This is a genomic window from Phycicoccus sp. M110.8 (assembly GCF_032464895.1).
Taxonomy (GTDB): Bacteria; Actinomycetota; Actinomycetes; order Actinomycetales; family Dermatophilaceae; genus Pedococcus.
Window position 1 is genome coordinate 1,271,810 of record NZ_JAWDIC010000001.1, and the last position, 25,982, is coordinate 1,297,791.

At 73.6% G+C, this 25,982-nt stretch carries 22 protein-coding genes; 12 read left to right on the forward strand and 10 right to left on the reverse strand.

All coding sequences use genetic code 11. The annotated features are described in order from the left end of the window. Window positions 1-189: 189 nt before the first annotated feature. The 3 genes from RKE38_RS05980 to RKE38_RS05990 form a co-directional block, all read right to left on the reverse strand. Entirely contained in the window at window positions 190-1,482 is a 1,293-nt protein-coding gene (locus tag RKE38_RS05980) for an MFS transporter (protein WP_316006532.1), read from the reverse strand. Continuing rightward, a complete protein-coding gene (locus RKE38_RS05985) occupies window positions 1,479-1,943 on the reverse strand; it encodes a MarR family transcriptional regulator (RefSeq protein WP_316006533.1) in 465 nt (154 codons plus the stop codon). The genes RKE38_RS05980 and RKE38_RS05985 overlap by 4 nt, the downstream gene beginning before the upstream one ends. Window positions 1,944-2,113: 170 nt before the next feature. Next, a complete protein-coding gene (locus RKE38_RS05990; RefSeq protein ID WP_316006534.1) occupies window positions 2,114-3,625 on the reverse strand; it encodes an NCS2 family permease in 1,512 nt (503 codons plus the stop codon). Between the two features lie 54 nt (window positions 3,626-3,679). Between RKE38_RS05990 and RKE38_RS05995 the strand changes: the two genes are divergently transcribed. Continuing rightward, the gene (locus tag RKE38_RS05995; RefSeq protein WP_316006535.1) at window positions 3,680-4,009 is read left to right on the forward strand and encodes a DUF2530 domain-containing protein; all 330 of its coding nucleotides are present in this window, start codon (window positions 3,680-3,682) and stop codon (window positions 4,007-4,009) included. 155 nt (window positions 4,010-4,164) lie between these two features. Here RKE38_RS05995 and RKE38_RS06000 read toward each other — a convergent pair whose 3' ends face one another. The 3 genes from RKE38_RS06000 to RKE38_RS06010 form a co-directional block, all read right to left on the reverse strand. After that, window positions 4,165-5,085: a type IV toxin-antitoxin system AbiEi family antitoxin domain-containing protein gene (locus tag RKE38_RS06000; protein WP_316006536.1), complete on the reverse strand. Its 921-nt coding sequence runs from the start codon at window positions 5,083-5,085 to the stop codon at window positions 4,165-4,167. A gap of 175 nt (window positions 5,086-5,260) precedes the next feature. After that, complete coding sequence (locus RKE38_RS06005) at window positions 5,261-6,001, reverse strand: DUF3027 domain-containing protein (RefSeq protein WP_316006537.1); 741 nt, start codon at window positions 5,999-6,001, stop codon at window positions 5,261-5,263. After that, entirely contained in the window at window positions 6,001-6,396 is a 396-nt protein-coding gene (locus tag RKE38_RS06010) for a cold-shock protein (protein ID WP_316006538.1), read from the reverse strand. The genes RKE38_RS06005 and RKE38_RS06010 overlap by 1 nt, the downstream gene beginning before the upstream one ends. Before the next feature lie 299 nt (window positions 6,397-6,695). Here RKE38_RS06010 and RKE38_RS06015 point away from each other — a divergent pair, with 299 nt between their 5' ends. Then, window positions 6,696-8,066, forward strand: a complete 1,371-nt coding sequence (locus RKE38_RS06015; protein WP_316006539.1) for an MFS transporter — start codon at window positions 6,696-6,698, stop codon at window positions 8,064-8,066. Here the strand turns inward: RKE38_RS06015 and RKE38_RS06020 are convergent. Both RKE38_RS06020 and RKE38_RS06025 read right to left on the reverse strand, forming a co-directional pair. Further along, window positions 7,985-8,914, reverse strand: a complete 930-nt coding sequence (locus RKE38_RS06020) for an aldose 1-epimerase family protein (protein ID WP_316006540.1) — start codon at window positions 8,912-8,914, stop codon at window positions 7,985-7,987. The genes RKE38_RS06015 and RKE38_RS06020 overlap by 82 nt on opposite strands. A gap of 98 nt (window positions 8,915-9,012) precedes the next feature. Beyond that, entirely contained in the window at window positions 9,013-9,954 is a 942-nt protein-coding gene (locus RKE38_RS06025; protein WP_316006541.1) for a hypothetical protein, read from the reverse strand. A gap of 101 nt (window positions 9,955-10,055) precedes the next feature. Here RKE38_RS06025 and RKE38_RS06030 point away from each other — a divergent pair, with 101 nt between their 5' ends. After that, complete coding sequence (locus tag RKE38_RS06030) at window positions 10,056-12,329, forward strand: helicase-associated domain-containing protein (RefSeq protein WP_316006542.1); 2,274 nt, start codon at window positions 10,056-10,058, stop codon at window positions 12,327-12,329. A gap of 63 nt (window positions 12,330-12,392) precedes the next feature. Here the strand turns inward: RKE38_RS06030 and RKE38_RS06035 are convergent, their stop codons facing one another. Next, window positions 12,393-13,343, reverse strand: a complete 951-nt coding sequence (locus tag RKE38_RS06035; protein WP_316006543.1) for a hydroxymethylglutaryl-CoA lyase — start codon at window positions 13,341-13,343, stop codon at window positions 12,393-12,395. 109 nt (window positions 13,344-13,452) lie between these two features. Here RKE38_RS06035 and RKE38_RS06040 point away from each other — a divergent pair, with 109 nt between their 5' ends. From RKE38_RS06040 to RKE38_RS06070, 7 genes are all read left to right on the forward strand, one after another. Next, the gene (locus tag RKE38_RS06040; RefSeq protein WP_316006544.1) at window positions 13,453-14,250 is read left to right on the forward strand and encodes a hypothetical protein; all 798 of its coding nucleotides are present in this window, start codon (window positions 13,453-13,455) and stop codon (window positions 14,248-14,250) included. A gap of 4 nt (window positions 14,251-14,254) precedes the next feature. Next, window positions 14,255-15,904 (forward strand): DNA repair helicase XPB, encoded by a 1,650-nt coding sequence (locus RKE38_RS06045; protein WP_316006545.1) that lies wholly within the window; start codon window positions 14,255-14,257, stop codon window positions 15,902-15,904. Between the two features lie 281 nt (window positions 15,905-16,185). Then, window positions 16,186-16,959, forward strand: a complete 774-nt coding sequence (locus RKE38_RS06050) for a CHAP domain-containing protein (RefSeq protein WP_316006546.1) — start codon at window positions 16,186-16,188, stop codon at window positions 16,957-16,959. A gap of 231 nt (window positions 16,960-17,190) precedes the next feature. Continuing rightward, the gene (locus RKE38_RS06055; RefSeq protein WP_316006547.1) at window positions 17,191-17,901 is read left to right on the forward strand and encodes a response regulator transcription factor; all 711 of its coding nucleotides are present in this window, start codon (window positions 17,191-17,193) and stop codon (window positions 17,899-17,901) included. A gap of 188 nt (window positions 17,902-18,089) precedes the next feature. Next, window positions 18,090-19,535, forward strand: a complete 1,446-nt coding sequence (locus RKE38_RS06060; protein WP_316006548.1) for a HAMP domain-containing sensor histidine kinase — start codon at window positions 18,090-18,092, stop codon at window positions 19,533-19,535. 49 nt (window positions 19,536-19,584) lie between these two features. Further along, window positions 19,585-21,174, forward strand: a complete 1,590-nt coding sequence (locus RKE38_RS06065) for a S1C family serine protease (RefSeq protein ID WP_316006549.1) — start codon at window positions 19,585-19,587, stop codon at window positions 21,172-21,174. Between the two features lie 219 nt (window positions 21,175-21,393). Beyond that, a complete protein-coding gene (locus RKE38_RS06070) occupies window positions 21,394-23,427 on the forward strand; it encodes an AAA family ATPase (protein WP_316006550.1) in 2,034 nt (677 codons plus the stop codon). On the opposite strand, the gene RKE38_RS06075 is transcribed toward RKE38_RS06070, so the two are convergent. After that, window positions 23,381-24,601 (reverse strand): hypothetical protein, encoded by a 1,221-nt coding sequence (locus tag RKE38_RS06075; protein WP_316006551.1) that lies wholly within the window; start codon window positions 24,599-24,601, stop codon window positions 23,381-23,383. The genes RKE38_RS06070 and RKE38_RS06075 overlap by 47 nt on opposite strands. Before the next feature lie 63 nt (window positions 24,602-24,664). On the opposite strand from RKE38_RS06075, the gene RKE38_RS06080 reads away from it, so the two are divergent. Both RKE38_RS06080 and RKE38_RS06085 read left to right on the forward strand, forming a co-directional pair. Then, window positions 24,665-25,201: a CGNR zinc finger domain-containing protein gene (locus RKE38_RS06080; RefSeq protein WP_316006552.1), complete on the forward strand. Its 537-nt coding sequence runs from the start codon at window positions 24,665-24,667 to the stop codon at window positions 25,199-25,201. A gap of 123 nt (window positions 25,202-25,324) precedes the next feature. Next, complete coding sequence (locus RKE38_RS06085; protein ID WP_316006553.1) at window positions 25,325-25,972, forward strand: hypothetical protein; 648 nt, start codon at window positions 25,325-25,327, stop codon at window positions 25,970-25,972. The last annotated feature ends 10 nt before the right edge of the window (window positions 25,973-25,982 follow it).

The window sequence follows — 25,982 nt, forward strand, 5'->3', positions numbered from 1 at the left end:
GCCACCTGACCTCCTGGGGTGCGCCGACAACCCCCACGGCGCACCGGCGAAGGCCCACCACTCCTCGAGGGTGGTGGGCCTTCGTCGTGCCGGACAGCGCCGGCGGTCAGTGCAGGACGCTCGCGACGACCGCCACGGCCACCACGATGACGAGCACGGCGATGGTCATGCGCCGGCGGAACGTCGGGGTCACCGGACCGCCTCGGGCACCGGCTCGGAGACGGGCGCGGTGGTCCGGATGCGCAGCCGCGGGCGGGCCTTCGACTCGTAGGTCACCTGCACATTCTCGTGCTTCGCGAGCCAGTACGACACCGCCACGAGCGTGACGCCGACCGCGATGGTGCCGATCGCGATGGTCCACCGCGGGCCCCAGGCGTCGCCGATCCACCCGATCAGCGGCGCGCCGAGCGGGGTCCCGCCCATGAAGATCGCCATGTACAACGCCATGACCCGGCCCCGCATGGCGGCGTCCACCCTCGTCTGCACCATCGCGTTCGCGGTGGTGAGCGCGGTCAGGGCGGCCAGCCCGGTGGGCACGAGGGCGATGGCGAAGAGCACGTAGGTGGGCGCCAACGAGGCGAATGCCGTGGCGGCGGTGAAGCCGACGAGGGCGACGAGCAGGGTCCGCAGCCGGGCCTGCGCCCGGCGGGCCGAGAGCAGGGCGGCCGTCAGCGAGCCGATGGCCATGATCGAGCCGAGCAGGCCGTACTCCTCCGGCCCCTTGCCGAACTCCTTGGTCGCCATGAGCGCGGTCGTCACCTGGAAGTTCATGCCGAACGTGCCCAGCACGAACACGAGCAGCATGACCAGCTGGATGTCGGGGCGGTTGCGCACGTAGCGCACACCCTCCTTGATCGCTCCCTTGCCGCGCGCCAGCCGCGGCGCCGGCTTGAGCTCGCTGGTGCGCATGGCGGCCAGGGCCAGCAGCACGGCGACGAAGGTCAGGGTGTTCGTCAGCAGGGTCCAGCCGGTGCCGAACGCGGCGATGGTGAGACCGGCGAGGCCCGGGCCGATGAGCCGGCCGGCGTTGAACGAGGCGCTGTTGAGCGAGACCGCGTTGGTGAGCCGGTCGCGCGGGACCATCTCGGAGACGAAGGTCTGGCGCGCCGGGTTGTCGAAGGCCGTGGCGACGCCGGTCCACAGGGCGGCGACGTACACCATCCACAGCTGGGCGTGGCCGGTCACGGTGACCAGACCGAGTCCCAGCGACGACAGGGCGAGCGCCGTCTGGGTCACCGCGAGCAGCCGCCGCTTGGCGAAGCGGTCGGCCACGACGCCGGTCCACGGCGCGAGCAGCAGGAAGGGCAGGAACTGCAGCCCGGTGACGATGCCGAGGGCGGAGGAGGAGTGGCGGGTGAGCTCGGTGAGCACCAGCCAGTCCTGGGCGACCCGGCCCATCCAGGTGCCGATGTTCGACACGAAGGCGCCGGTGGCGTAGATCCGGTAGTTCCGGACGCTGAGGGAGGCGAAGGTCGGACTCACTCGCTCGCCACCCTCGTGAGGATCGCGGCGGCCCGCTGCAGGACCTCCTGCTCCTCGGCGCTCAGGTGGCTGACCCGCACGGACATCCACGCGTCGCGCCGGCGACGGATCTCCTTGAGCAGGGTGGTCCCCTCGCGCGTCAGCGACAGGATCACCTGGCGGCGGTCGGCGGGGTCGGCGGTGCGCTCGACGAGCCCGCGCTCGACGAGGCCGCCGACGGTACGGGTCATGCTCGGCGCGCTCACGCGCTCGATCTCCGCGAGCTCCCCCGGCGTGCGGGGGGTGTCCTCGAGGCGGCACAGCACCGAGAACTGGTGCGGTGCGACCAGGTCGGTGCTCTCGAACCGGACCCGGCGCGAGATGCGCATGCAGGCGAGCCGGAGCTCACCGGCGAGGGCGGAGACGGCGGAGGGCGACAGGCCGGTGGCGGCGCGGCTCCTGCGCGCAGGCGGTGGCGTCATGCTTCTACTCCTCGGTCAGGTACTTAGCATAACTCATTACCTCTGCTAAGTATTTCCGGCGTCGACCGCACGCCGGCCGCGGTGCCTCACAGTGCCCGGACGCACGTATGCCGCGCGGCCCCGAGCGGGGGCCACGCGGCATACGCGGGTGTCGCGGAGGTGCTGGGCGCTCAGCCCACGCCGAGCAGGGACTTCACCGGGTCGATCGCGAAGTACACGACGAACAGGGCCGACACCGCCCACAGCAGCGGGTGGATCACGCCGGCCTTGCCCCGGACGACCTTGATGATCGTGTACATGACGAAGCCGGCACCGATCCCGGCCGTGATCGAGTAGGTGAACGGCATGAGGACGATCGTGAGGAACGCCGGGATCGCGATCTCGAGGTCCTCCCAGTTGATGCCGCGGACCTGCTGCATCATCAGGAAGCCGACGACGACCAGGGCCGGGGTGGCCGCCTCGTAGGGGACGATCTTGACCAGCGGGGCCAGGAACGTCGCGAGCAGGAACAGCACGCCGGTGACGACCGACGCCAGGCCGGTGCGCGCGCCCTCGCCGACGCCGGAGGCCGACTCGATGTAGGACGTGTTCGACGAGACCGAGCCCGCGCCACCGGCGACGGCGGCGAGGCTGTCGACGAGCAGGATCTTGTCCGAGTTCGGCGGGTTGCCGTTCTTGTCGAGCAGCTTGGCCTCGGCGCCGATGGCGACCATCGTGCCCATCGTGTCGAAGAAGTCGGCCAGCAGCAGGGTGAAGACGAGCAGGATCGCCGAGACGAAGCCGATCTTGCCGAACGAGCCCAGCAGGTTGAAGTGGCCGAGCAGGGAGAAGTCGGGGACGTCGACGACCTGGTCGGGCAGCTTCGGGACGTTGAGGCCCCAGCCGGCCGGGTTGACCACCTTGCCGGTCGCGTCGGTCTGGCCGCCGATCGAGCCGATCGCCTCGACGATGACGGCCAGCACGGTGGCGCCGACGATGCCGAAGAGGATCGCGCCCTTCACGTGCTTGACCATCATGATGACGATGGCGATCAGGCCGATGACGAAGACGAGCAGCGGCCAGCCGTTGAGGAAGCCGCCGATGCCGAGCTCGACCGGCACGGGGCCGGTGGCCGGGCGGCGGATGAAGCCGGCGTCGACCAGGCCGATGATCGTGATGAACAGGCCGATGCCGACGGAGATCGCGGTCTTGAGCTCGCCGGGGATCGCCTTGAAGACGGCCTGCCGGAAGCCGGTCAGCACCAGGATCGTGATGATGACACCCTCGATGACGATCAGGCCCATCGCGTCGGCCCAGGTCATCTCGGGCAGCTTGGCGATGCCGAACGTGACGAAGGCGTTGAGGCCGAGCCCGGTGGCGAGCGCGAGCGGGAAGTTCGCGACCACGCCCATGAGGATCGTCATCACGCCGGCGACCAGCGCGGTGCCCGCGGCGACGAGCTGGATCGCGTGCGGGACGCCCTGGCCCCCGAGGAACTTGCCGGTCCCGTCGGCCTGCGTGCCGATGATGAGCGGGTTCAGCACGACGATGTACGCCATGGTGAAGAAGGTCACGAGTCCACCGCGGACCTCCCGACCGACGGTCGACCCGCGCTCGGTGATCCGGAAGAACCCGTCGATGCCGCCGGTCTTCGCCGGGGCGGGGCGTTGCGCCGTCGTGGGCGCCGATGAGGGGTTGGCCATGGCGCACAGGGTAGGGCCTGCGTGTTTCCGAGATGTGAAGGCTACGCTGACCGCGTGACCGAGTCGCAGCGCACGGGCGGTGAGCCCGCCCCCGACGAGGTCCTCGCGGGGGTCGCGGAGGCGGTGCCGGCACCGGAGCCGGCACCGGCACTGGAGCCGCTCGGGGCACCGGGGCTGGAGCCGCTGGCCTGGAGCTCGGCCCGGATCGTCCTGGGCGGCCTCGTGCTGTGGGCGCTGGCCCTGGTCGTCACCCTGGCCGTGCCCGCGCTGCACACCGGCGAACGCGACTGGTGGCCGTGGTGCTGCGTCGCGGGTCTCGCGCTGGGCTCGCTCGGCTACGCCTACATGCGCCGCGGCCGCGGCAACGCCGCCGGCGCCCTCTGACCCACCTACGCCCGGGCAGCCTCCCAACAGACCCTTCCCCGCAAAACGGCAGTTGCTCGACGTCCCGCGGGACAGCAACCCGCGGTATGCCGCGAAACCGCCGTTTTGCGAGCGGAAAGGCAGGGGCGCCGGACACCCCGGGAGACCTTGCCGGCTCAGACCGCGGCTCGGGCGAGGGCTGCAAGCACGTGCGCCCGCACCAGCTCGGGGCGCTTCAGGTCGTCCCACGTCAGGCGGACGACGGCGTAGCCGAGCGCGCGGAGGCGGTCCTCGCGCCGCTTCTCGGCGACCAGCGCCTCGCGGCCGTCGGCGCCGCCGTACTTGAGCGCCCCGTCGAACTCGACCACCACACGACCCGCCACCAAGAAGTCCACCCTTCCCACCAGCGATCCCGCGCGGTCACGGACCTCGACCTGTGATCGGACCGGCACACCGAGGGCAGTGAGCAGGAGGCGGCTGATGCTCTCACCGGGAGACTCCGCTACCGGGTCGAGGTTGCTCAGCATCGTCCGCACCCGCCGTCGTCCGCGGAGCCCGGGCGTCAGCCGGTCCGCCGCCTCGGCGATGTCCTCCAGCGTGCACAGACGCCGATGCAGGGCTGCGTCGGCGGCCACCACCGCTGGCGTCACCCCGAAGGACGCCGTGGTCACGAGGGAGTCCGGCAGGGCGTCGCACGGCAGACCGTCCACATCGTCCGGGGCGCTCAACCCCCTCAGCGGCGCGACCCGGACACCCGACCGCGTCGTCGTCTCCTCGACGTCGCCACTCAGCACCACCACCCGCCAGTCGACGTCCCACAGGGGAAGCCGGCGCAGGGCCAGCGCGCTGTGCCGGCTCGCCGACTCGACCGAACCGCGCGACAGCACGACACCCCGGACCGTGAGCCGGTAGCGCTCGTCACGGTCGGCGGCATCCCAGAGGTCGGCCACGGCATACGCCCCTCGGCGCACGCGGACGACCTCCCCCGTCCTGACCCACCGCGACACGTCATCGGCGCTGACCCCGAGCCGACCGATCTGGCACCACCCAGCCACGCCACCCTGGGCCGCGAACACGGCCGCCACCTGAGCATCCATCCGGTCAGGGTCGAGGGGGCCGCTCCCGAGGCACACCCCGGCCGCCCGGGGTTGTGGACGGACGATCCGCGATCACCGCACCTGTGGACACGCAAAACGGCGGTTTCTCGACGACCCGCGGGTCAGCATGCCGCGGGTCGTCGAGCAACCGCCGTTTTGCGGGAAGCACCCGGGGTCAGACGAGGTCGAAGGCCTCTTCGTCGACGATGGGCTCGGGAGCGGCCGCCAGGGACTCGGCGGGCTCGACGTCGACCTCGGAGTGGGCGCCGCAGCCGTGGTCAAGGCTCACGACGCGACCGTCGGAGGGCGACCAGGCGTTGGCGCACACGCCGAAAAAAGAGCGGAGTGCACCTGCCATCGGGAGGAAGTAGCCGCAGCTCGAGCACGGCGCCGGCGCCTTCTCGGCGACGGGCGAGTGCGGCCCGTTCTCGCCGTCGTACCAGCGCTGGGCAGCCGCCTCGCGCCCCTCGGCCGACAGCACCCGCTTGCGGCCCAGGCCGAGCTCGTACTGCGCCAGCTCGTCGACGTCCTCGTCGCCCGTCGCCTCGAAGCCGGGCTCGAGCAGCGGGTCGTCCTCCTTGTACGGCAGCACGTCGCCCGCGCCGAGGTCCCCCGGTGCCAGCCGGTCGGCATACGGGAGCCACTCGGGGGACAGCAGCGCACCGTCACCCGGCACGAGGTTGGTCTCGCACACCGTCGCGACCTTGCCGCGCGGCACGCGGGCGACGGTGATCGCCCAGCGCCAGCCCGGGTACGCCTTGGCGGTGCAGGCGAAGTAGTGGGTGGCCAGCCGCTCGTCGTCCATCTCCATGCCGAGGTGGTCGCCGACCGTGCCCGACTCGGCGATCGACTCGGCGGCCTCACGGGCCTGGTCGACGGCGGCGGCGAGCACGGCGTCCTGCTTGGGTGCCGGCATCAGGGCTCGATCTGGTCGGCGAGGAAGCGCAGCACCTGGGCCAGCTTGGTGGCGTGGTCCTTCTCGGGGCGGCGGCCGCGGCGGAAGGTGTTCGAGGCGCTGTCGAGCAGCTTGATCGCGTCCTCGACGAGCGGGGCGAGGTCCTCGGGCGACTTGCGGCCGGCCTCGCGCTTGCCCGCGGACACGGTCGGTGCGGGCTCGAGCAGGGTCACCTGGAGCGCCTGCGTGCCGCGCCGCCCCTCGGCCACGCTGAACTCGACGCGCGTGCCGCCCTTGAGCGTCTGCACGCCCTGCGGCAGCGCGTTGGCGTGCAGGAACACGTCCGCACCGTTGTCCTCGGAGATGAAGCCGAAGCCCTTCTCCGCGTCGTACCACTTGACCTTGCCAGTGGGCACCGTTCGTCCCTTTACCTCGAAGTTCGCGAGCGCGCGTCACGCGCACCTGCAAGCCTAACGGCCGCGTCCAAATCCATTTGTCGTATGCCGGGTGCGCCCGGCGCAGGGGCCGTCGCCTGCCCGGCTCGCCCGGTGCAGGGGCTCTCGCCTGTCCGGCTCGCCCGGTGCAGGGGCCGTCGCCTGCCCGGCTCCCCCGGTGCAGGGGTCCCGCCGCCTGCGGCGGACACCCGGGCCGTGCTCACCGCAACCGGGACGAAAACCGTTTCGGCGTTGTCGGTGGGGTGCGGGAGACTCGTCCGGTGAGTGGGACGACGACCTCGGGGCACGGCATCCGCGACTTCTGGGCGGCGCTGCCGAGCGCCGGGAGGTGGCTGCTGTCCACCGTCGCGGTGCAGACGCTCGGGCGCGGCCTGACCCTGCCGTTCACCGTCATCTACCTGCACGAGGTCCGCGGCATCTCCCTCGACCTCGCCGGCGTGCTCATGGCGTTCATCGCGGTCGTGGCGCTGGCCGTCACCGGGCCGGCGGGAGCCCTGACCGACCGCCTCGGCGCCCGGACCGTGCTCCTGTGGGGCACGACGGCGCAGGTCGTCGGCTGCGTCGTGCTGGCGTTCGCGACGACACCGCTGGTCGTCGCCGTGGCGTTCCTGTTCCTCGGGTTCAACTTCGGCGTCTCGTGGCCGGCGTTCAACGCCCTCGTGGCGGCCATCGTCAGCGGCAAGGCGCGCCAGCAGTACTTCGGCATCAACTTCGCGCTGGTCAACCTCGGCATCGGACTCGGCGGCGTCATCGGCGGCCTCTACGCCGACGTGCACAAGCCGACGACGTTCACCGTGATCTTCCTGGCCGACGCCGTCTGCATGCTCATCCCGATCGCGCTGCTGCTCGGCCCGCTGCGCCACGTGCACGGCCGGGCTGAGAAGCCGGAGGGCGACGACGCCGAGGGCGGCTCGTACCTCGCGATCCTGCGCCAGCCCGCGACCCTGTGGCTGACCGGGCTGACCTTCCTCGGGGTGTTCATCGGCTACGGCCAGATGGAGGCCGGCTTCCCGGCGTTCGCCCGCCAGGTGAGCGGGGTGTCGACCGACGTCATCGGGTTCGCGTTCGCGGTCAACACCGCGGTGATCGTGGGCCTGCAGTTCTGGGTGCTGCGCCGCATCAGCGGGCACCGGCGCACCCGCGTGCTCATCGTCATGGTCGCCCTGTGGGCAGCAGCCTGGACGGTGCTCGGGTTCACCGGGGCGGTGGCCGGGACGATGGCCGCGGCGGCCGGGGTGCTGCTCTTCCACGCGATGTTCGCGCTCGGCGAGACGTTGCTGCAGCCGACCGTGCCGGCGATCACCAACGACATGGCCCCCGACCACCTGCGCGGGCGCTACAACGCGGTCAACGCCGGGGCGTTCCAGACCGGGACGATCCTCGGGCCGGTCGTGGCGGGCTTCATGCTGAGCCGGCACTGGTCGACGGCGTTCGTGGTGATGATCGTCATCGGCTGCGGGCTCATGGTCGTGCTGTCGCTCGCCCTCGAGCGCCGGATCACGCCCGCGGTCAACGGGCTCGGTGACGGCGGCGACGGGGCGTCGGCCGGTCAGCCTGCCGACGCGGTGGACGGGCTGATGCCCCAGGTGCCGCTCCACGACTCGCCCAGGGTGAGCACGACCAGCCCCTGACCGGAGTTGAAGGCCTCGGCCGGGCAGCTCATCGGCTCGACCGCGATCCCGCGGACGCCCGGGGCGTCGTCGGCTCCCTTGACGGTGAAGACCTGCAGCCAGCCGAAGGACTCGTCCGCCCACAGGCGCACGTCGCCGCGGTCCTGCAGGCCGGACACGGTCACGACCCACCGCCCGGTGCCGGGGTCGCGCTCGAGCCCGGTGAATGCGGTGTCGAGGCTGGTCGACCCCAGCGGCCGCGCGCTGCGGAAGTCGGTCTCCGGGCGGACCGGCTGCGTGCCGGTCGGCAGCATCCGGTCGTCGACGAGGACCTCCTGGCTCGCCGGCAGCTGCAGCACCACCTCGGCCAGGGGCGTGCCACCGATCGCGACGTAGGGGTGAGCGCCGTACCCGAAGGGCACGGTCGCTTCCCCGACGTTCGTCGCCCGGTTCGTGACGGTGAGGCCGGACGCGTCGAGCGCGTAGGTGACCGACAGGTCGAGCACGCCGTCCCACCCGGGCTGGGCGTGCAACCGCGTGCCGACGGTGAGGGCGTCCTCGGTCTGCTCGACGACGTGCCAGGGGACCCACCGGACGAGCCCGTGGCTGGCGTTGTGGAAGGCCGGCTCGGTCAGGGCCAGCTGCTGGTCCTTGCCCTCGAAGGTGTAGCGCCCGTCCCGGATCCGGTTCGGCCACGGCATGAGCAGCTGGCCACGGCCCGACGACGCCGGCTCGTCCACGGCATACCCGGCCATGACGTCCACGCCCTCCAGCGTGTACGTCCGCACGCCGCCGCCCACCTCGACGACGGTGACCTCGTGACCGCCGGAACGGATCGTCCACTGCTCGCCCGAGGGGTGCACGCTCATGGCGCCACCGTAGTCCCGCGCCGCCAGCCGGACCGATACCGGCCGGACCGATACCGGTGGGCGTCGCGTGGGCCCCGGGCCTCCGAGCCAGCCGCTGGTCAGCGGGTGAGCCTGACGAGCACGGCCTTGCTGCCCTGCTTCTGCGCGACGACCAGCACGGAGTCGCCGTTCGCCACGGTGCGTGCCGGGGTGCGGGTCGAGGAGTCTAGGGCGTAGGTCGCGGTGAAGCCGTCGGTGCTGCGCACCGAGAGCGACGTGGCGCTGGCCGCGGTCACCGTCCCGCGCTGCAGCGTCATGGTCGTCGGCGTTCCACCGGAGCCGGTGACCGTGAACTCACCGTGTTCGACGGAGCCCAGCCCCGCCGCGCCGCCCAGCAGCGAGCCGCCGCCGTTGCCGCCCATGCCGTTGCCGCGCTGCTGGGGACCCAGCTGGCGCTGCTCACCCAGCCCCCGCTCACCGGGGCCGCGCATCCCCGGGCCCATGCCGTTCCCTCGGCCGGGGTGCACCAGTCCCACGCGGGCCTCACCGTGATGGTTCAGCCCCCGGCCGACCGCGAACGCTGCCGCCCCCGCCACGGCGACCAGGAGCAGGACGACGAGGACCCCCGCCACCACGAGGGCCACGAGCCCACCGGTGGTCGAGGTCGCGCGCCGGAAGACGTTCGGGCGGCCACCGCCCGACGGCGCGGCCTGCGCCGGCCCGAGAGGTCCGGGCGGGCCGCCTGCCGAGCCCCAGCCCCCACCCGTCGCGTATGCCGGCGGTGCCGGCTGCCCGGGACCCGCCGTCCCGGCAGCTGTGGGGCCACCGGTCGCCGAGGGGCCACCGGTCGCCGAGGGACCGCCGGCGGCCGAGGCGCCGGCAGCCGAGGCGCCAGGAGCCGACGGCGCGGGAGGCGAGACGTGGGGCCCCGACGAACCACCCGCGGGCGGACCGGCGGACTGCGCGGCCGGCTGCACGGGCAGCTCGGAGGTGGGCGCGGACGCCCAGGACTCGGTCGGGTCCTGGGGTGTGGCGGGACCGTTCGGTTCGCGGGTGGTCATGGCTCCTCCTGTCGAGCTCCCCACCAGTGTGTAGGTCCGTGCTGGGCCGGCAATGGGAATTCGCTGTGAAGGCGCAGGACCGCGCGGACTACCGTGGGTGGGTGCCCCCGACCTCCCCCACGCCCGCTGCCGGCGCCCGGTCGATGGCCGACGACATCCGCGCGCGCAGCGACGAGCAGCTCGGGGAGCTCCTGCACCTGCGCCACGACCTCGCCCGCCCCGCCCCTGCCGACCTCGCCGCCCTCGCGGCGCGCGCCAGCACCCGGGCCAGCGTCCAGCGCGCCGTGGACAACCTCGACCTGGCGCACCTGCAGGTGCTCGAGGCCGTGACCGCCGGGCCGAGTCCCGTCGACCCGGCCGAGCTCGCCGGCTTCCTCTCGCTCCCCGACTCCGAGGCGGTCGATCCCCTCCTGCAGGACCTGTGGGCCCTCGCCCTGCTGTGGCGCAGCCCCGAGGGCCTGCGCGTCGTCCGCACCGTGGGCGAGGTGCTGGGCCACCCCGCGGGCCTCGGTCCGCGCGCCGAGGACCTGTCCGCCGACGTCCCGGACGTGGACTCGGTCGTCGAGGCGGCCGCCTCCGCCCCCGCACCGGCCCGCGCCATCCTCGACCGGCTCACCTGGGGACCCGCCGTCGCCGTCCTGCCGCCGGGAGCCCCCGACCGCGTTGCCGAGGGGGCCCGCTGGCTCCTCGAGCACCGCCTGGTGCACGCCCCCACGCCCGACCAGCTGGTCCTCCCGAGGGAGGTCGCCCTCGCCCTGCGGGGCGACCGGACGCACCGCGACCCGGCCCCCACCGCACCGGCCCTCGACGGCCGGCAGGTCCCGCCGCAGGACGCAGACTTCGCCGCCGGCCAGCAGGTCACCGACCTGCTGGCGCTGCTCGACGAGCTCGCGGCGGAGTGGGGGCTGCGGCCGCCGCGGGTCCTGCGGTCCGGCGGGCTCGCCGTCCGCGACCTCAAGCGGCTGGCGAGCGTCCTCGACGTGGACCAGGAGCGTGCCGCCTTCGTCGCCGAGACGGCGTATGCCGCGGGGCTGGTCGCCGACGACGGTTCCCTGGACCCCTCGTGGGCACCGACACCGGCATACGACGAGTGGCAACAGCAGCCCGCGGAGGTGCGCTGGGCCACGCTCGCCCGTGCCTGGCTCGCCACCACCCGCGCGCCACACCTCGTGGGCACCACCCCGCCCGGCGGGTCGGGCACGGTCAACGCCCTCGGACCCGAGGCCCACTGGCCGCCGGCCCGCAGCCTGCGTCGCGACCTGCTCGACCTCGCCGCGTCCGCGGAGCCGGGCCTGGCCCCCACCGCTGGGTCCTGGGCGGCGCTGCTGCGGTGGCACCGTCCGCGACGGGTGCCCGCCCGCCTCGACACGGTCGTGGCCGCCGTGGCCCGCGAGGCCGAGTGGCTCGGGGTCACCGGCCGCGGCGCGGTCTCCAGCGCGGGACGGGTCCTGCTCACCGACGCCGGGGACGAGCAGCTGGCCGACGCGGTGCGCCCCCACCTGCCCGAGCCGGTGGAGCACGTCCTGCTGCAGGCCGACCTCACCGCCGTGGCCCCGGGGCCCCTCGCCGGAGGCCTGGCGACGTTCATGCGGCTCGTCGCCGACGTCGAGAGCCGCGGTGGCGCGACGGTCTACCGGTTCACGCCCGACTCCGTGCGCCGCTGCCTGGACGCCGGCTGGTCGGTCGACCAGCTGCTCGGCACACTGACCGACGCCAGCCACACGCCGGTGCCGCAGCCGCTGGAGTACCTCGTGCGCGACGTCGCCCGGCGGCACGGGCAGGCCCGCGTCGGCTCGGTCCGGGCCTACGTGCGGTGCGACGACGAGACGACGCTGGGGGCGATGGTCGCCGACCGCGAGCTGTCGCCGCTGCAGCTGCGCAGCGTCGCCCCCACGGTGCTCGTCTCCCCCGTGGCCGCCGAGACGGTCCTGGACTTCCTGCGCGACAACGGTTACGCCCCGGCGGCCGAGAGCCCCGACGGCGGGGTGGTCGTCCCGACGGCGGGGCGCCACCGCACCCCGGTGCACCGCCGCCCGAACCAGGTCAGCGCGCAGGTCGTCGACGACGACCTCGTGACCCGGCTGGTCGGTGCCCTGCGCGCCGGCGAGGAGGCCGCGGCATACCAGCGCGAGCAGCTCGCCCGCCGCGAGGGACCGGCGCTGCCGAGCACCGACCCCAACACGACCCTCGCCGTGCTGCGGGACGCGGCGGCGGACCGCCAGGCGGTGTGGCTCGGGTACTCCGACGCCGACGGGCGGGTGCGGCGCCTGCTGTTCTACCCCGACCGGGTCGAGGGCGGTCGGGTGCACGGCACCGCCGACGGCGCGCTGCGGACCCTGTCGATCCACCGGGTCACCGGCGCGGCCCCCGGCTGACCAGCCCGGACCCCTGACCAGCCCGGACCACTGACCGGTCCGGCCCGGGGTGAAGGGACGGGCTCAGTCGCCGCCGGCGAGCGCCTTGACGACGCGCGACGGCGACGGACGGCCGAGCCGCTCGGCCATCCAGACGCTGGTGTCCACGAGGGCGGCGAGGTCGACGCCCGTAGCCACGCCCGCGCCGTCGAGGGCCCAGACGAGGTCCTCGGTGGCGAGGTTGCCGGTCGCGCTCTTGGCGTAGGGGCAGCCGCCGAGACCGCCGGTCGACGCGTCGACCACCCGGACGCCGTGCCGCAGCGCCGTCATGGTGTTCGCGAGGGCCTGGCCGTAGGTGTCGTGGAAGTGCACGCCGATCCGGTCGGCGCCGATGCCGCGGGCGTCCAGCTCGTCGAGCAGCCGGCTGACGTGGCCGGTCGTGCCGGTGCCGATGGTGTCGCCGAGCGACAGCTGGTCGGCGCCTAGCTCCATGAGCCGCACCGCCACGTCGGCGACCTGCTCGACGGGCACCGGTCCCTCCCACGGGTCGCCGAAGCACATGGACACGTAGGCGCGCACCCACAGCCCCGAGTCCTTGGCGCGGCGGACGACCGGCCGGAACATCTCCACCGACTCGGCGACCGTGCGGTTGAGGTTCTTGCGGGCGAACGTCTCGGTGGCGCTGCCGAAGACCGCCACCGCCCCGACACCGGCGGCGAGCGCGTCGTCGAGCCCGCGCTCGTTGGGGACGAGCACCGGCCGCCGGGCGCCCCTGCCGACGTCGCCGAGGTCGGCGAGGAGCTCGCGCGCGTCGGCCAGCTGCGGCACCCACGACGGCGGCACGAACGAGGTCGTCTCGATCGTCTCGAGGCCCGCGGCCGCCAGCCTGCGGACGAACTCCGCCTTCACCTCGACCGGGACGACCGTCTTCTCGTTCTGCAGTCCGTCGCGCGGGCCGACCTCGTAGATCGTGACGCTCTGCGGCAGGTCGGTCGCGGGCTCGCGCTGGGGCAGGGCGGGACGGTCTGTGCTCACGCGTCGATCCTGCCATTCCGGCGGACCTGCGACCCCGGCCCCGCACGAGCGGGTTAGATTTGGGCACAGGTGACAGGCCACCGGAGCCAGGCCACGACGAAGGACGACCATGAGCGACACCCCTCGGAACGACGAGAGTCCCGAGTTCCGCGACCCCACCGCGCCGAGCGACCCCTGGTCCGACTCCACGGGTGGGACGGACGAGTCCGCCTCGTCGCCCGAGTCCGCGTCGCCCGAGCACACCCGGCCGGTCGAGACCTCGCAGACCCAGCAGGTGCCGCAGGCGCCCGGGTCCGATGAGGGCACAGCCGCGTCGGTGCCGCCGGTCCCCCCTGCGCCTGGTTCCGAGTCGCCGTGGGCCTCCTCGTCGGCGACCCCCGAGAACCCGTACGCCAGCCCGGCGCCCGGCTCGACGCCCCCTCCTCCCCCGCAGAACCCGTACGCCAGCCCCGCCCCGGGCTCGACGCCCCCTGCGCCGCCCCAGAACCCCTACGCCGCACCGCAGAGCCCGTATGCCGCGCATCCCCCGGCCGCGCCGCAGAACCCGTACGCCAGCCCCGCTCCCGGCGGAGGCTACGGCCCCCCGCCCGGCTACGGCACCGCCGCCACCCCCGGGTACGGCGCGAACCCGTACGCCTCAGCCCCCCGCTCGATGAGCGGCAACACCATCGCGCTGCTGGTCGTCTCCGGCCTGCTGACCCTCGGCGGCTGCGGCGTCGGCATCGTCGCCCTCGTCTTCGGCATCCTCGCGGCCACCAAGAACAACGAGCCGCAGGAGCAGGCGAAGTTCACCCGCTGGGGCTGGTGGGCGCTGGGCATCACGATCCTGCTGGCGATCATCGCGATCGTCGCCGTCGTCGTCCTGGCCGCGGTCGGCAGCAGCACCAGCACCGGCGGAGGGTACTGACCGCGTGCCTGACGGCCCCCTGATCGTCCAGAGCGACAAGACCCTCCTGCTGGAGGTCGACCACCCCAGGGCCGAGGAGGCCCGGCGGGCGATCGCACCCTTCGCCGAGCTCGAGCGCGCGCCCGAGCACATGCACACCTACCGGGTCACCCCGCTGGGCCTGTGGAACGCGCGTGCTGCCGGGCACGACGCGGAGCAGGTGGTCGACGCGCTCGTCACGCACAGCCGGTACGCCGTGCCGCACGCCCTGCTCGTCGACGTCGCCGACACGATGGACCGGTACGGCCGGCTCACCCTGCTCAAGGACGACGAGCACGGCCTGGTGCTGCGCACGACCGACCGGCCGGTGCTCGAGGAAGTGTTGCGGCACAAGAAGATCAAGCCGCTCGTCGGTTCCCGGGTCGACGACGACACCGTGCTGGTGCACCCCTCCGAGCGCGGCCACCTCAAGCAGGAGCTGCTGAAGGTCGGCTGGCCCGCCGAGGACGAGGCCGGTTACGTCGACGGCGAGGCGCACCGCATCGACCTCGACAACGCCGACTGGTCCCTGCGGCCCTACCAGCAGCAGGCGGTCGACGGGTTCTGGCACGGCGGCTCGGGCGTCGTCGTCCTGCCGTGTGGGGCCGGCAAGACCCTCGTCGGGGCGGGTGCCATGGCGCAGGCCAAGGCGACCACGCTGATCCTCGTCACGAACACGGTGTCGGCGCGGCAGTGGCGCGACGAGCTGCTGCACCGCACCTCCCTCACCGAGGAGGAGATCGGCGAGTACTCCGGTGCCCGCAAGGAGATCCGGCCGGTCACCATCGCGACCTACCAGGTGCTGACGACGAGGCGGAAGGGCGTCTACACGCACCTCGACCTGCTCGACGCCCGCGACTGGGGCCTCATCGTCTACGACGAGGTCCACCTGCTCCCCGCGCCGATCTTCCGGATGACCGCCGACCTGCAGGCTCGCCGGCGCCTCGGCCTCACCGCCACCCTCGTGCGCGAGGACGGCCGCGAGGCGGACGTGTTCTCCCTCATCGGCCCCAAGCGCTTCGACGCGCCGTGGAAGGACATCGAGGCGCAGGGCTACATCGCGCCTGCCGACTGCGTCGAGGTGCGGGTCACGCTCGGCGACAGCGAGCGCATGGCGTATGCCGTGGCCGAGCCGGAGGACCGCTACCGCCTGTCGTCGTGCAGCCCGACCAAGCTGCCGGTCGTCGAGCGGATCGTCGAGCGCCACAAGGGTGAGCCGACCCTCGTCATCGGCCAGTACCTCGACCAGCTCGACGAGGTGGCCACGCGGCTCGGGGCCGACGTCATCACCGGCGAGACCCCGGTCGGCCAGCGGCAGAAGCTGTTCCAGGCGTTCCGGGACGGCGACATCGACCTGCTGGTCGTGTCCAAGGTCGCGAACTTCTCGGTCGACCTGCCCGAGGCCACGGTCGCCATCCAGGTGTCGGGGACGTTCGGCTCCCGGCAGGAGGAGGCCCAGCGGCTCGGTCGGGTGCTGCGCCCCAAGGGCGACGGCCGCACCGCGCACTTCTACACGGTCGTCGCGCGCGACACCGTCGACGCCGAGTTCGCCGCGCATCGGCAGCGGTTCCTCGCCGAGCAGGGGTACGCCTACCGCATCGTCGACGCCGACGACCTGCCCGCCGGTCGCGCCTGACGCCGCTGACGCGGTTGCCGCCCCGTGGCTCCCTGACGCCGCTGCCGCGAGGGCACACCAGCGCAACCCCCGGGGAGGGGAGCGCTCCCCTCCCCGTCGGCACACGGCATACCAGGTGCGCCAAAGTGGTTGTGCCGCAATGGATTTCACCAGAACGACCCGCACAGCCGAGCGTATCCACGGGTAGCTCTCCCCATCGCCAGCGGGTGTCCGACGCTCCTACGTTCCTGCCAGCAGCCGGAACCACAGGGGGGCCGGCCGACACCCAGGAGCGAACAGACATGGGCATCACCACCATCGCCACCAAGCCGGTCCGCGTGGCCGTCGCCTCCCTCGCCGGACTCGGCATCGCCGGCGGGATCGCGGTCGCGGCCAACGCCGCCACCGGGACGATCAAGACCTCCGGCGCCAACCTCACCGTCCGCAAGGGCCCCGGCACCGGCTACGCGGCCGTCGGGACCGTCGCCAAGGGCACCAAGGTCAACATCATCTGCCAGACGACCGGCTCGAGCGTCAAGGGCACCTACGGCACCTCGAACATCTGGGACAAGATCGGCACCGGTCGGTTCGTCTCCGACGCCTACGTCTACACCGGCTCCGACGGCCGCGTCGCACCGGCGTGCGGCAGCACGGGCGGCAGCACCACCCCGAGCGGCATCATCGGGAACAACTACCCGTACAGCGGCCAGACCTCCGGCGTCGACCCCTGGAACTTCTACAAGGGCCAGTGCACCTCCTTCGCCGCCTGGCGCGCCCGGAGCGTCAAGCACGTCAGCTTCACCAACTCCTACAAGGGCCAGCACTGGGGCAACGCCAACCACTGGGACGACGCGGCCCGCGCGGCCGGCGTGACCACGAGCGGCCGCCCGCACGTCGGTGACATCGCCCAGAGCGACGCCGGCTCGTACGGCCACGTCGCCTACGTCGCGAAGGTCAACGCCAACGGGAGCTTCGTCGTCGAGGAGTACAACTGGGCCAACCCGGAGCACTACGGCACCCGCACCACCACGGTCGGCGGCGCGCACGGCCAGTTCGACACCTTCATCCGCTTCTGAGGGATCGGCCACCGGCCGCCTTCCGGCCAGCCGCGCCCTCTGCAAAACAACGGTTGCGCGGCAACCCGCGGGACAACAACCCGTGGGAAGCCGCGCAACCGTTGTCTTGTTCAGCCGGTGACACCTCCGAGTGCTGGCGACCGGCGCCGGCGACCACGGCCCGGCGAACCGGCGAGGACGCGCCCAGACGGCATACAGGAAACTCCCAGAGAGCGGGCAGACACTGGTGCCGTGAGCACCACGACCCAGCCCGAGGCCCGGCTCCTCGTCGTCGAGGACGAGCCGAACATCCGCGAGCTCCTGGCCACCTCCCTGCGCTTCGCGGGGTTCGAGGTCCACGTCGCCGGCGACGGCGCGACCGCCCTCAACCTCGCCACCGCGCACGACCCCGACCTGGTCGTGCTCGACGTGATGCTCCCGGACATGGACGGGTTCTCGGTGACCCGCAAGCTGCGCGACACCGGCCGCCAGCTCCCGATCGTCTTCGTCACCGCCCGCGACTCGGTCGACGACAAGATCAAGGGCCTCACGGTCGGCGGCGACGACTACGTCACCAAGCCGTTCAGCCTCGAGGAGGTCGTCGCCCGGATCCGCGCCGTCCTGCGCCGCACGCGCGGTGAGGTCGACGACGGCGCGTCGATGCGGTTCGAGGACCTCGAGCTCGACGAGGACTCCCATGAGGTGCGCCGCGCCGGCCGCGTCATCGACGTGTCCCCCACCGAGTTCAAGCTGCTGCGCTACCTCATGCTCAACCCCAACCGCGTGCTGTCCAAGGCGCAGATCCTCGACCACGTGTGGGACTACGACTTCCGCGGCGAGAGCGGGATCGTCGAGTCCTACATCTCCTACCTCCGGCGCAAGATCGACACCGAGGGCCTCGCGCCGCTCATCCACACCAAGCGCGGCGTCGGCTACGTGCTGCGCAAGCCGCCGGAGGCGTAGTGACGACGCCTCCCGCCGCGACCCCCGCCACTTCTGCGACGGCGGCGACACCGCCGCCCGTGCCTCCTGCGCAGGCGGGTGGGGGTGCAACGCCGGGCGGTCCTGCGGTGCCGGGCGATCCCGCCACCACGGGAGGACCCACGGGTTCCCTCGGACCGCGCCTGGGCCGGCCGCACCTGCCCGACCGGGTGCACCAGCGCCTCGAGGAGCTCCCGCTGCGGGTGCGGCTCGTCAGCGTGCTGCTCGTCCTGCTGCTGCTCGCCCTGACCCTGACGGCCGGCGCGACGGCGGCGCTGATGCGTCGCGACCTCATGGGCCGGGTCGACCAGGACCTGCAGCGGGCCTACCCCAGCGTGGCGCAGCAGGCGCTCGACACGCTGCGGGCGCCGACGCGCAACCGGCTGCCCAGCGGCTACGCCGTCGTCTTCTACCCCACCGACGGCTCGAACGCGGTCGAGATCGACCCCACCGGGCTCGACGCGCGTCCCGGCGTGCCCGACACCCTGCCCCTCAACGACCGGCGGGTCACGGGGACCGACGCGTTCACCATCACCTCCCGCGACGGGAACGGCGAGTGGCGCGCCGTGGCCGGCAAGCTGCGCGACAACTCCGCGACGTTCATCGTCGCCGTGCCCCTGACGTCCGTCAGCCACACCGTCCGCCGGCTCATCCTCGTCGAGCTGCTCATCGGCCTGGGCGTGCTCGTCGCGATGGGCTGCGTCGGCTGGTATGCCGTGAACCGTGCCTTCCGGCCGCTGCGCCAGATCGAGGACACCGCCGCCGCCATCGCCGACGGCGACCTGACCAGGCGCGTGCCCACGCGGACGGCCAAGGACGAGGTCACCTCGCTCTCGCGCTCGCTCAACGCGATGCTCGCGCAGATCGAGCAGTCGTTCGCCGCCCGCGAGGCCTCCGAGGAGAAGATGCGGCAGTTCGTGGCGGACGCCTCGCACGAGCTGCGCACACCCCTGGCCGCCGTCCGGGGCTACGCCGAGCTGTACCGCCAGGGCGCCGTGCGCGAGCCCGAGGACGTGGCCAGCGCGATGAGCCGGATCGAGGGCGAGGCCGGCCGGATGAGCGGGCTGGTCGAGGACCTCCTGGTGCTCGCGCGGCTCGACGACCAGCGGCCCCTCGCCATCGCCCCCGTCGACCTCACCGTGGTGGCCGCCGACGCGGCCCAGGACGCCCGGGCCATCGACCCCGGCCGCCGCATCGAGGTCGTCGGCCTCGAGGGACCGCTCGGTCCCACGGTGGCCCAGGGCGAGGACGCCAAGCTCCGGCAGGTGGTGGCGAACCTGCTCTCCAACGCGCTCAACCACACGCCGGCCGGCACGCCCATCGAGGTCGCCGTCGGCCCCCGCGCGCAGGACGGCATGGCCGTCGTCGAGGTCCGGGACCACGGGCCCGGCGTCGACCCCGACAAGGCCCGGCGCGTCTTCGAGCGCTTCTACCGCGCCGACCCGTCCCGCGCCCGCACCGGGGGTGGCGGCAACGGCCTCGGGCTGGCGATCGCCGCAGCCATCGTCGCCGCGCACCGGGGCCGGATCGGCGTCGCGCAGACGCCTGGTGGAGGCGCGACATTCGTGATGGAGCTGCCCACAGGAAACTCCCAGCAGGCGCCCAGTAGCCGTTGACATCGACGGGGTTGACTCGGGTCATCAGCCACACCGAGGAGATCGAGAGATGACCCAGACCCCGCACGACACCCGGTTCCCGACCAGCGGCAGCGCGGGCACGGACCCCGGGCGCGAGCCGGGGTCGGCGGCCGAGCAGCCCGGCACCCAGGCCCCCCAGCAGGAGCCGTGGGCGGCCCCGCAGCCGCCGCATGCCGCGCCGCACGGGTCCCAGCCCACCGCCCCGCAGCCCGGTGTGGACGCCCCTGCCGCGCCGCAGTCCGACGTCACGGGACCGGTCTGGTACGGCCAGACGCGTGAGCTCCCGCGCACGTCCGCCTTCGGCCCCGGCGCGTCCGGCTACGACGCATCCGGCTACGGCGCGTCCGGCTACGGCGCGTCCGGCTACCCGGGCCAGCACCCCTCCTCACAGACCCCGGCTGGGCCGCCCCCTTCCTTCCCCACTCGGGACGGGGCAGAGCCTGCCCAGCCGGCCAAGCGGCGTCGCCTGGCGGAGCTCACCACCGTCGCGGCGCTGGCCGCCCTGCTCGCCAGCGGCGGCACCGTGGCCGCGACCCAGCTGGTCGACGGCTCGCAGCCCTCCTCCACTGCGAGCTCGACGACCCTGGGTCGCGGCACGGACAAGGGCCCGGTCGTCCAGGCCGACGCGAGCAACCCGAACTGGACCGCCACCGCCGCTGCGGTCTCCCCCAGCGTCGTGGCCATCACGGTGGCCTCCAGCCAGGGCGAGGCCGAGGGCAGCGGTGTCATCATCGACGCCAAGGGCCACATCCTCACGAACAACCACGTGGTCAGCGGCGCCGGATCGGGCGCCAGCCTGACCGTGACGCTGAACGACGGGCGGTCCTACAAGGCGAGCGTGGCCGGCACCGACCCCAGCACCGACCTGGCCGTCATCACGCTGTCCAACGCGCCGAGCGACCTCAAGCCGGTCGCCGTCGGCGACTCCGGCGCTCTCAAGGTGGGCGACCCCGTGATGGCAGTCGGGAACCCGCTCGGCCTCGCGGGCACGGTGACGACCGGCATCGTCAGCGCCCTCAACCGCCCGGTGACCACCCAGGCCGAGGACAACAACCAGAACCAGAACCCGTTCGGGCAGCAGCAGGGTGGCAGCGACAGCACGGAGGTCGTGACCAACGCGATCCAGACGTCGGCCGCCATCAACCCCGGCAACTCCGGTGGCGCGCTGGTCAACGCCTCGGGCCAGCTCGTCGGCATCAACTCCTCGATCGCCAGCCTCGGCGGCTCGAGCAGCGGCAGCCAGAGCGGCAGCATCGGCATCGGCTTCGCCATCCCGGTCAACGAGGCGAAGATGATCGCGACGCAGCTCATCGACTCCGGGAAGGCCCAGCACTCGTTCCTCGGGGTCACCACCCGTGACGGCACGGCCTCCGACGGCACCAGCCAGCGCACCGGCGCCCAGGTCGTCGACGTCTCGGCCGGCACGCCGGCCGCCAAGGCCGGCCTGCGGTCCGGCGACGTGGTCATCAAGGTCGACGGCCAGTCCACCGGCTCGTCGGAGTCGCTCGTGGCGAGCATCCGCGAGCGAGCCGTGGGCGACAAGGTCACCCTGACCGTGATCCGCGACGGCAAGCAGATGACCCTCTCGGCCACCCTCGCCGCCAAGCCGGCGCAGTAACCCTCCCGGCGCCGGGCGTCCTCCCCCGGCTGCCGGTGGCCGCCCCTTGTGTGCGGGGCACGTGCCGCGCCCCTCGGATCCCCTTCCCGAGGGGCGCGGCCTCGTCTGCGCCACCCTGGGCGCTCGGGGTCGGCATCGCGACCGGCCCCCTCCGGGGTCGGGTGAGCACCGGTGAAACCCGGTTGGCCGAGTCCGCCTCCGGTGGCAGAATCGCCCCTCGTGCCTGACGCCTCCGCCCTCGACGAGCTCGAGCGGGAGAGGGAGCACCTCGAGCGCGCACGGGCAGCGCTCGCCCGGATGCGCGAGCAGACGCTGTCGCTGAAGGTCCAGGCCCACGACCCGATCTCGGCCGAGCACCTGGCCCGCACCCTGCACCTGCGCGCGGCCTCGCTCGAGGACGACCCCTCGACCACCCTGTTCTTCGGCCGGGTCGACACCGACGGCTCGCACTCCGACCAGGGCCCCGAGAGCTGGCACATCGGCCGGCGCCACGTGGCCGACGAGCACGGCGACCCCATGGTCATCGACTGGCGCGCCCAGATGTCGACCGCCTTCTACCGGGCCTCGCGCACCGACCCGATGGGCGTGGTCCTGCGCCGCCGCTTCGGCCTCGACCACGGGCGCATCACGGCATACGAGGACGAGCACCTCCAGGACGTCCGCGAGCACGAGGTCCGCAGCCAGATCCTCGCCGAGGAGATCGAACGACCGCGTGTCGGCCCGATGCGCGACATCGTGGCCACCATCCAGCCCGAGCAGGACGAGATCGTGCGCGCGGGCGCGGACCGGACCATCTGCGTCCAGGGGGCGCCGGGCACCGGCAAGACCGCCGTCGGCCTGCACCGCGCGGCGTGGCTGCTGTACGCGTTCCGCGACAAGCTCGCCCGGTCCGGGGTGCTCGTCATCGGCCCCAACCGCGCGTTCCTCGAGCACATCGGCGCCGTCCTGCCGGCCCTCGGCGAGGTCGCCGTCGGCCACACCACCATCGAGGAGCTCGTGGCCTCCGTGCCGGTCCGCGGCACCGACCCCACCGACACAGCCGTGCTCAAGGGCGACGCCCGGCTCGCCGAGGTCCTGCGTCGTGCCGTGTGGTCGGCCGTCCGTACCGCGACCGAGCCCCTCGTGGTGCCGCGCGGGGTGCGCAAGTGGCGCGTCCCGGCATACGAGGTCGCGGAGATCGTCGAGGAGCTCCGCGCGCGGGGCGTGCGGTACGACGCCGCCCGGCAGATGCTCCCCCAGCGCCTTGCCCACACCGTCCTGCTCAAGATGGAGGCCGCCGGGGACTCGCCCGACGACCGCGTGCAGGACTCCGTGGCGCGCTCGGCAGTGGTGAAGAAGTACGTGGGCACGCTCTGGCCGGCCCTCGACGCCAAGGCGGTCCTCTTCGACCTGCTCTCCGACGCCGAGGCGCTCGCCCGCCACGCCGACGGCCTGCTGACCGAGGACGAGCAGCGGGTCCTGTTGTGGGACAAGCCTGCTCGCACCAAGGGCTCAGCCCGCTGGTCCCACGCCGACACCGTCCTGCTCGACGAGCTGGCCGACCACATCAGCCGCACGCCCTCGCTCGGCCACGTCGTGCTCGACGAGGCGCAGGACCTGTCACCGATGCAGCTGCGCGCGGTGGGCCGCCGCTGCTCCACCGGCGCGGCGACGGTGCTCGGTGACATCGCGCAGGGCACCACCCCGTGGGCGACCGACTCGTGGGAGTCCTCGCTGGAGCACCTGGGCAAGCCGGGCAGCCACGTGGAGGTGCTCGACCGCGGCTTCCGGGTGCCCGCGTCGGTCATCGAGTATGCCGCGCGCCTGCTGCCGCACATGGCGCAGGGACTGGGGGCGCCGGTCTCCGTGCGTGACAACCCGGGCCGGCTCGACCTCGTCCCGGTGAGCGGCGACGTGGCCGCCCGCGTGGCCGAGGTGGTGGCGACGGAGTCGGCGGAGCCCGGTTCGGTCGGGGTCATCGCTCCGGACGCCTCCGTGCCCGTGATCTCGAAGGCGTTGCAGGACAACGGCATCGAGCACGGCGTGCTCGGCCAGGACCACGGCGACATCGACCACCAGGTCGACGTCGTCCCGGCCAGCGTCGCCAAGGGCCTCGAGTTCGACCGGGTCGTCGTGGTCGAGCCTGCGGAGATCGCCGCCGCCGAGCCCGACGCGCGCACGGGGCTGCGCCGGCTCTACGTGGTCCTGACCCGTGCCGTCTCGGCGCTCACCGTGGTGCACGCCCTACCCCTGCCGGCCGAGCTGTCCGACTGAGCTCCGCACGGCGCCGGACCCCCGGCGCGGTTCCGAGGGCGGACAGCACCGTCACGGCGCCCAGCACGGCGAGCACCCGCTGGCCGCCCCACGCCGCAGCGAAGCCGGCGAGCGCGGTCCCGGCCGAGGAGAACGCGACCTTGGCCCCGCCGACAGTCACGAACACCGCCCCGGCGAGGTGGGGCGGCGAGAGCTCCCCGCGTGCCGACAGGCTGAGCAGGGTGTGGACCGCGAGCACTCCTCCCAGGGCGCCGAACCCGGCGGCGAGGAGCCGGGGGTCGGCACCCACGACGGCGCAGCCGGCCAGGACGGTGCCGAGCGCCCCTGTCGCCAGGACCATCCCCGTGTCGAGCTGCACCCGCAGGGGCCGGACCGCCAGGCACAGGCCGCCCGCCACCCCGCCCAGCCCGAAGGCCGAGACGACCCACCCGGCCTCGGCGCTGCCCTGCCCGCGGGCGAGTGCGGTGCCGGTGAGCAGGGCTGCCGAGACCGTGAGGGCGCCCACCCACGTCAGGGCGACGACCCTGCGAGGCCCGGGTTCCCGCCACAGGTGCCTGGCTACGTCCCGGGCCGTCACGCGCCCCTGTACGGACGATGCGGCGGCGACGCGGGGCAGGGCCAGGACGCCCAGGGAGCCGGCGAGGCCGCTGGCGGCCAGGGCCAACAGGGCGGCGCCGGAGGACCAGGTCGTGGCGAGCAGGGCCACCAGGGCAGGGGCGATCGTCGCCGATGCGCCGTAGGTCAGGGCGTCGAGGGCCCTGGCCCGCCGGGCGTCCCCGGACTCCCCGCAGTCCCCGGAGGCTGTGGGGAGCAGGCTGCTCAGGCCGCCGGTGAGCATCGGGCCGCCCGCCCCTGCGAGTGCCCACGGCACGAGGGCAGCAGCCAGCGGCCACGAGCCCACCACGGGGGTCCCGACCGCCACGCCCGCGGACGCGAGCACCCCCGCCGCCGACACCACCCACCTGCGGTCCCGCGCCCGTCCGAGCAGGGGAGCGCTCAGCGGTCCGGTGACGTGCAGCGCCGTGAGCGCGGCGGCAAGCATCCCGGCGACCCGGACGGGTTGGTGCGCCACCCGGTCCGTGCAGAGCAGGACGAGGCCCACGCCGGCGCCGGCGTCCATCGACCGCACCAGGACCGCACTGACCAGGAACAGGACCACACCGCGCCATCCCATGACACCCCTTTGACCGGTTACGACGACCTTGCTCGCCCTCGTGACACCTGTCAAACTGGTGACATGTCCCTGGTCCACGTGGCCGGCAACCCGGCCCTCGACCTCGTCGGCACCGTCGCGGAGCGCGGCACGACCGACCTCGACGAGCTCACCGACCCCGCGACGCTGGCGCGGTGGTTCGTCGACGCCGGGATCGTCGACCGGGCGCCGAGGGCGACGAGCGAGGACCTGCGGGCAGCCGTGCGACTGCGCGAGCACCTGCACGCCCTGGTCACCGCCCTGGTCGACGGCACGGCACCGCCATCGGCCAGCCGGGCGGCAGTGAACCGGCTCGCGCGCCTGCCGGGCCCCGTCCCGCAGCTGGGTCCGGACGGCTCGGTCGTCCGCCGGGGTCCCGCGGCAGCCTGCCTGGCTGCCGTGGCGCGAGCTGCGACCGAGCTCTACGACCGCGACGACGGCGCCGTCGTCCGCTGGTGTGCCGACGACCGGTGCACCCACCCCTTCCTGGACCGGTCGCGCAGCAAGCAGCGTCGCTGGTGCGACATGGCCACGTGCGGCGACCGGGCCAAGGTGCGCCGCTACCGCGGTCGCACGGGCTGATCCCCCCCAGGGCAACCTGCCGCCTCCGTGCCGCAGCCCTGCCGCCTCCTGCCGTGGTCAGCACCCCGGGCACGGTCCGCCGCCTCCGTGCCCGGCACCGCGACCCGTGCCAGACTGCCCGCCGTGCCGGCCCTCATCACCTGGTGGAAGCTCGACCTCGCCGACCTCGCTCCCGGGGCCCACTCCGACGCGGTCCAGGCGATCGGCGCCGACCTGCTGGGCCGCTGGACCGAGCCGCACCGCAGTTACCACACCACCCGCCACCTCGTGGAAGTGTTCTGGGCGCTGGAGGACCTCGAGCAGGCCGGCGCCCTGAGCGCCCGCGAGGGCACGCTGGGGCGCCTCGTGGGCTGGTTCCACGACGCCGTCTACGACCCGTCGGCCACGGGCGGCGACAACGAACAGGCCAGTGCCGACCTCGCCGCCCGGGACCTGCACGCCCTCGGCCTCCCGGAGGACGACGTCGCCACCGTGCGCGACCTCGTCGTCGCCACGACGTCCCACGACCTGCCCGACAGCGGCCTCGCAGCCGCCTTCCACGACGCCGACCTGTGGATCCTGTCCGCCCCGCCCGACCGGTACACCCAGTACACCGGGCAGGTGCGCGAGGAGTATGCCGCCGTGCCCGACGAGGCGTTCCGCTCCGGCCGGGCCGCCGTGCTGCGACCGTTCCTCGAGCGGGACTCCGTCTACGCGACCTCGTTCGCCCGCGAGGCCTGGGAGGAACGCGCTCGGCAGAACCTCGCCGAGGAGCTGCGCGCGCTCGGCTGAGTGGCCCGCC

Bases quoted from the DNA above. Each gene is read 5' to 3' on its own strand.
- RKE38_RS05990 (WP_316006534.1), bottom strand. From the start codon at position 3,625: ATGGCCAACCCCTCATCGGCGCCCACGACGGCGCAACGCCCCGCCCCG.
- RKE38_RS06050 (WP_316006546.1), top strand. From the start codon at position 16,186: ATGGGCATCACCACCATCGCCACCAAGCCGGTCCGCGTGGCCGTCGCC.
- RKE38_RS06075 (WP_316006551.1), bottom strand. From the start codon at position 24,601: ATGGGATGGCGCGGTGTGGTCCTGTTCCTGGTCAGTGCGGTCCTGGTG.
- RKE38_RS05985 (WP_316006533.1), bottom strand. From the start codon at position 1,943: ATGACGCCACCGCCTGCGCGCAGGAGCCGCGCCGCCACCGGCCTGTCG.
- RKE38_RS06065 (WP_316006549.1), top strand. From the start codon at position 19,585: ATGACCCAGACCCCGCACGACACCCGGTTCCCGACCAGCGGCAGCGCG.
- RKE38_RS06005 (WP_316006537.1), bottom strand. From the start codon at position 6,001: ATGCCGGCACCCAAGCAGGACGCCGTGCTCGCCGCCGCCGTCGACCAG.
- RKE38_RS06080 (WP_316006552.1), top strand. From the start codon at position 24,665: ATGTCCCTGGTCCACGTGGCCGGCAACCCGGCCCTCGACCTCGTCGGC.
- RKE38_RS06020 (WP_316006540.1), bottom strand. From the start codon at position 8,914: ATGAGCGTGCACCCCTCGGGCGAGCAGTGGACGATCCGTTCCGGCGGT.
- RKE38_RS06040 (WP_316006544.1), top strand. From the start codon at position 13,453: ATGAGCGACACCCCTCGGAACGACGAGAGTCCCGAGTTCCGCGACCCC.
- RKE38_RS06025 (WP_316006541.1), bottom strand. From the start codon at position 9,954: ATGACCACCCGCGAACCGAACGGTCCCGCCACACCCCAGGACCCGACC.
- RKE38_RS06000 (WP_316006536.1), bottom strand. From the start codon at position 5,085: ATGGATGCTCAGGTGGCGGCCGTGTTCGCGGCCCAGGGTGGCGTGGCT.